Source organism: Streptomyces sp. NPDC058964 (assembly GCF_042741275.1).
GTDB lineage: Bacteria > Actinomycetota > Actinomycetes > Streptomycetales > Streptomycetaceae > Streptomyces.
On record NZ_JBHYKH010000015.1, the window covers coordinates 1 to 3,236 of the forward strand.

Annotated in this window: 1 protein-coding gene; it reads left to right on the plus strand. The window is 68.7% G+C overall.

The annotated features are described in order from the left end of the window. Positions 1-170: 170 nt before the first annotated feature. On the plus strand, positions 171-3,125 hold the full coding sequence (locus ACFW2E_RS03450) for a M14 family zinc carboxypeptidase (RefSeq protein WP_384460672.1): 2,955 nt from the start codon (positions 171-173) through the stop codon (positions 3,123-3,125). Positions 3,126-3,236 lie beyond the last annotated feature (111 nt).

Sequence of the window (3,236 nt, forward strand, 5' to 3'; positions counted from 1 at the left end):
GGCAACTGAGTCGTCAACCAGCCGGGCAAGCGCCCACTCGGGTGGCCCGCATCCGCCTTCGCGTGTCCTTCCCGCGCTCTTGACTCGATCATGAGCTGTCATGAGCCTGGCATCTGTTCGCTGCTGTGGCGAACCCAGGCCTGTCGGACAGGCCCCATCTAGGGGGGTTCATGAGACACAGAGCGAGATCGATCCTCGCTGTCGGCGCGCTCCTGTTCGGCGCAGCCGGCCTCGCACCCATCGCCCAGGCGCAGAGCGGAAGTTCCACGAAGTCCGACCCGGACGAGGTCAAGGTCTTCCGTGCGGAAGTCACCCAGAAGCAGATACCCCTGCTGCTCGAGGCGGGCCAGGACGGCCGCGAACTGGGCGAGCAGGTGGCCGGAGGCGGCAGGACAGCCGTCGAGGTCTACCTCACCGACAAGCAGGCCAAGAGACTCGAGAAGCAGGGCGTAGACCTCACCGAGCACACACTTTCGGCCAAGGCCGAGGCACGCGTCGAGGGCGCGGCCCAGGGCGTGTTCCGCCCGTACAGCGGCAGTGGCGGACTCGAGGAGGAGATCCTCAGGACCGGTCGGGCCAACCCAGGCCTCACCAAGGTCGAGTCCATCGGCAAGACCGTCGACGGCCAGGACATCCTCGCGCTCAAGCTGACAAAGAACGCGAAGAAGTCGAAGGACGGGTCGAAACCCTCCGTGCTGTACGTGTCCAACCAGCACGCCCGCGAGTGGATCACACCGGAGATGACCCGGCGCCTGATGCACTATTACCTGGACAACTACAAGACGGACAAGCGCATCAGGAAGATCGTCGACTCGACCGAGCTGTGGTTCGTCCTCTCGGCCAACCCTGACGGGTACGACTACACCTTCCGCGACGCGGGCACCCGCCTGTGGCGCAAGAACCTGCGGGACGTCAACGGCGACGGCGTCATCTCCACCGGCGACGGCGTCGACCTCAACCGCAACTTCGCCTACAAGTGGGGCTATGACGACGAGGGTTCGTCGCCCAACCCCACCAGCGAGACCTACCGCGGCGCGAGCCCCGGGTCCGAGCCCGAGACGCGGGCGCTGGACCGCTTCGAGAAGCGTGTCGGCTTCACGTACGGCATCAACTACCACTCGGCCGCCGAGCTGCTCCTGTACGGCGTCGGCTGGCAGGTGGCCACCGCGACCCCGGACGACGTCCTCTACAAGGCGCTCGCCGGAACCCCCGACAACTCCGCGGTCCCGGGCTACCACCCGCAGGTCTCCTCGGAGCTGTACACCACCAACGGCGAGGCGGACGGCCACGCGTCCAACGTCAACGGCATGGCGATGTTCACCCCCGAGATGTCGACCTGCCAGACCGCCTCGAACCTCGACCCGAACGACGCCTGGAAGGCGGCCGACTGTCAGTCGGTCTTCAACTTCCCCGACGACGAGAAGCTGATCCAGCAGGAGTTCGCGAAGAACATCCCGTTCGCGCTCTCCGTCGCCGAGACCGCCGACCACCCCGACCAGCCGGTCTCCTCGGTCGGCCTGAGCGCCGCCGACTTCACCCCGGCCACGTTCTCCACGTCGTACTCGCGCGGCGCCGACCAGCAGGTCTCGGTCGTCGTACGGAAGTCGGTGCGCGACAAGGAGCTCAAGTACCGCGTCGACGGCGGCCGTACCCGGGGCCAGGCGCTCCGGCCCTGGAAGGGCGGCGAGACCTACGGCGGCGCGGACAACCTCTACTTCGACGAGTACCGGGCCAAGGTCAAGGACGGCGAGCCGGGCGACAACGTGGAGGTGTGGTTCACCGGCAGGACCAGGAGCGGCAAGAAGGTCACCGGCCCGCACTTCACCTACACCGTCGCCGAGCGGCCCAGGGCCGACACCCTCGTCGTGGCCGAGGAAGGCGCGGCGGCCACACAGGCCCAGAAGTACGTGGACGCGCTGAAGGCGAACGGCCGCAGGGCGACCGTCTGGGACGTCGCCACACAGGGCGCGCCCGACGCGCTCGGCGTACTGAAGTACTTCAGGACCGTCGTCCACTACTCCGGCGCGAGCGGTCCCGGCAACGCCACCCAGCTCCAGCTGCGCGCCTACCTCAACGAGGGCGGCAAGCTGATCGAGGCCGGTGAACTGGCCGGCGGCAACGTGAGACTCGCCGACGGCACCCCGTCGGACGACTTCAGCCAGTACTACCTGGGCGCCTACTCGCGTACGTCGATCCCCGGAGCCACCGGCTTCACCGGCACCGGCGGCCTCGACGGCTACACCGGCGCGCTCGGCGACGCGCCCGGCAACCCGCTCGACAAGGCAGGCACCTACGGCGTCACCTCCGACGAGCTGTCCGCGGACAAGTACCCGCAGTTCGCCAGTGCGGGCGCGGGCCAGTTCGCCGGGACCGTCAACCCGTACGGGCCGTACACCGGCTCCTCCATGGCCGCCGCGGTCCACACCGACGACGCCTACAAGCGCCTCACCCGCACCATCGACCTCACCGCAGTGAGCGCGGCCGACAAGCCGTCCCTGAGCACCCGGCTGCTGTGGGACACCGAACCCGGCTACGACCACGCGGTGATCGAGGCGCACACCGTGGGCGCCGACGACTGGACGACCCTCCCGGAGACGGGAGGAGCCACCAGGACCACCGTGCCCTCGGAGTGCGGGGCCGGGTTCCTGATCGGCGAGCACCCGTGGCTCAAGCACTACCTGACGCTCGCGGACAACGCCTGCACGGCCGCCGGCACCACCGGAACCTGGAACAGCCTCACCGGCAGCTCCAACGGGTGGCAGCAGGTGAGCTTCGACCTGAGCGCCTACGCGGGGAGGTCCGTCGAGGTCTCGATCAGCTACATCACCGACCCGGGCAGCGGCGGTCACGGCGTCCTCGCCGACGACGCCTCACTCGTCGTCGGTGGCGCGGCGAAGGACACCGAGGGCTTCGAGTCGTCCCTGGGTGCCTGGAGCGTGGCCGGACCGCCCCCGGGCAGCCCGGCGGTCCTGAAGGACTGGACGCGCTCCGGAGCCCTGTTCAAGACGTACGGAGCGGTCACCACGAAGGACACCGTGCTGCTGGGCTTCGGCCTGGAGCAGGTCCCCGCGGCGGCCGACCGGACGGCACTGGTCAAGAAGGCGCTGGCGTCACTCGACAAGTGAGCCGACCCGCTCACGAACGAGTGACAACAGCGCTGAGAGACACCGTCATTTCCCGACATGGCGGGGCGATCAACCCCCCGAAGAATTGCGGGGGGGGGGCGCGCACTCTCT

Coding starts and splice junctions, on each gene's coding strand:
- ACFW2E_RS03450 (WP_384460672.1), top strand. CDS start 171: ATGAGACACAGAGCGAGATCGATCCTCGCTGTCGGCGCGCTCCTGTTC.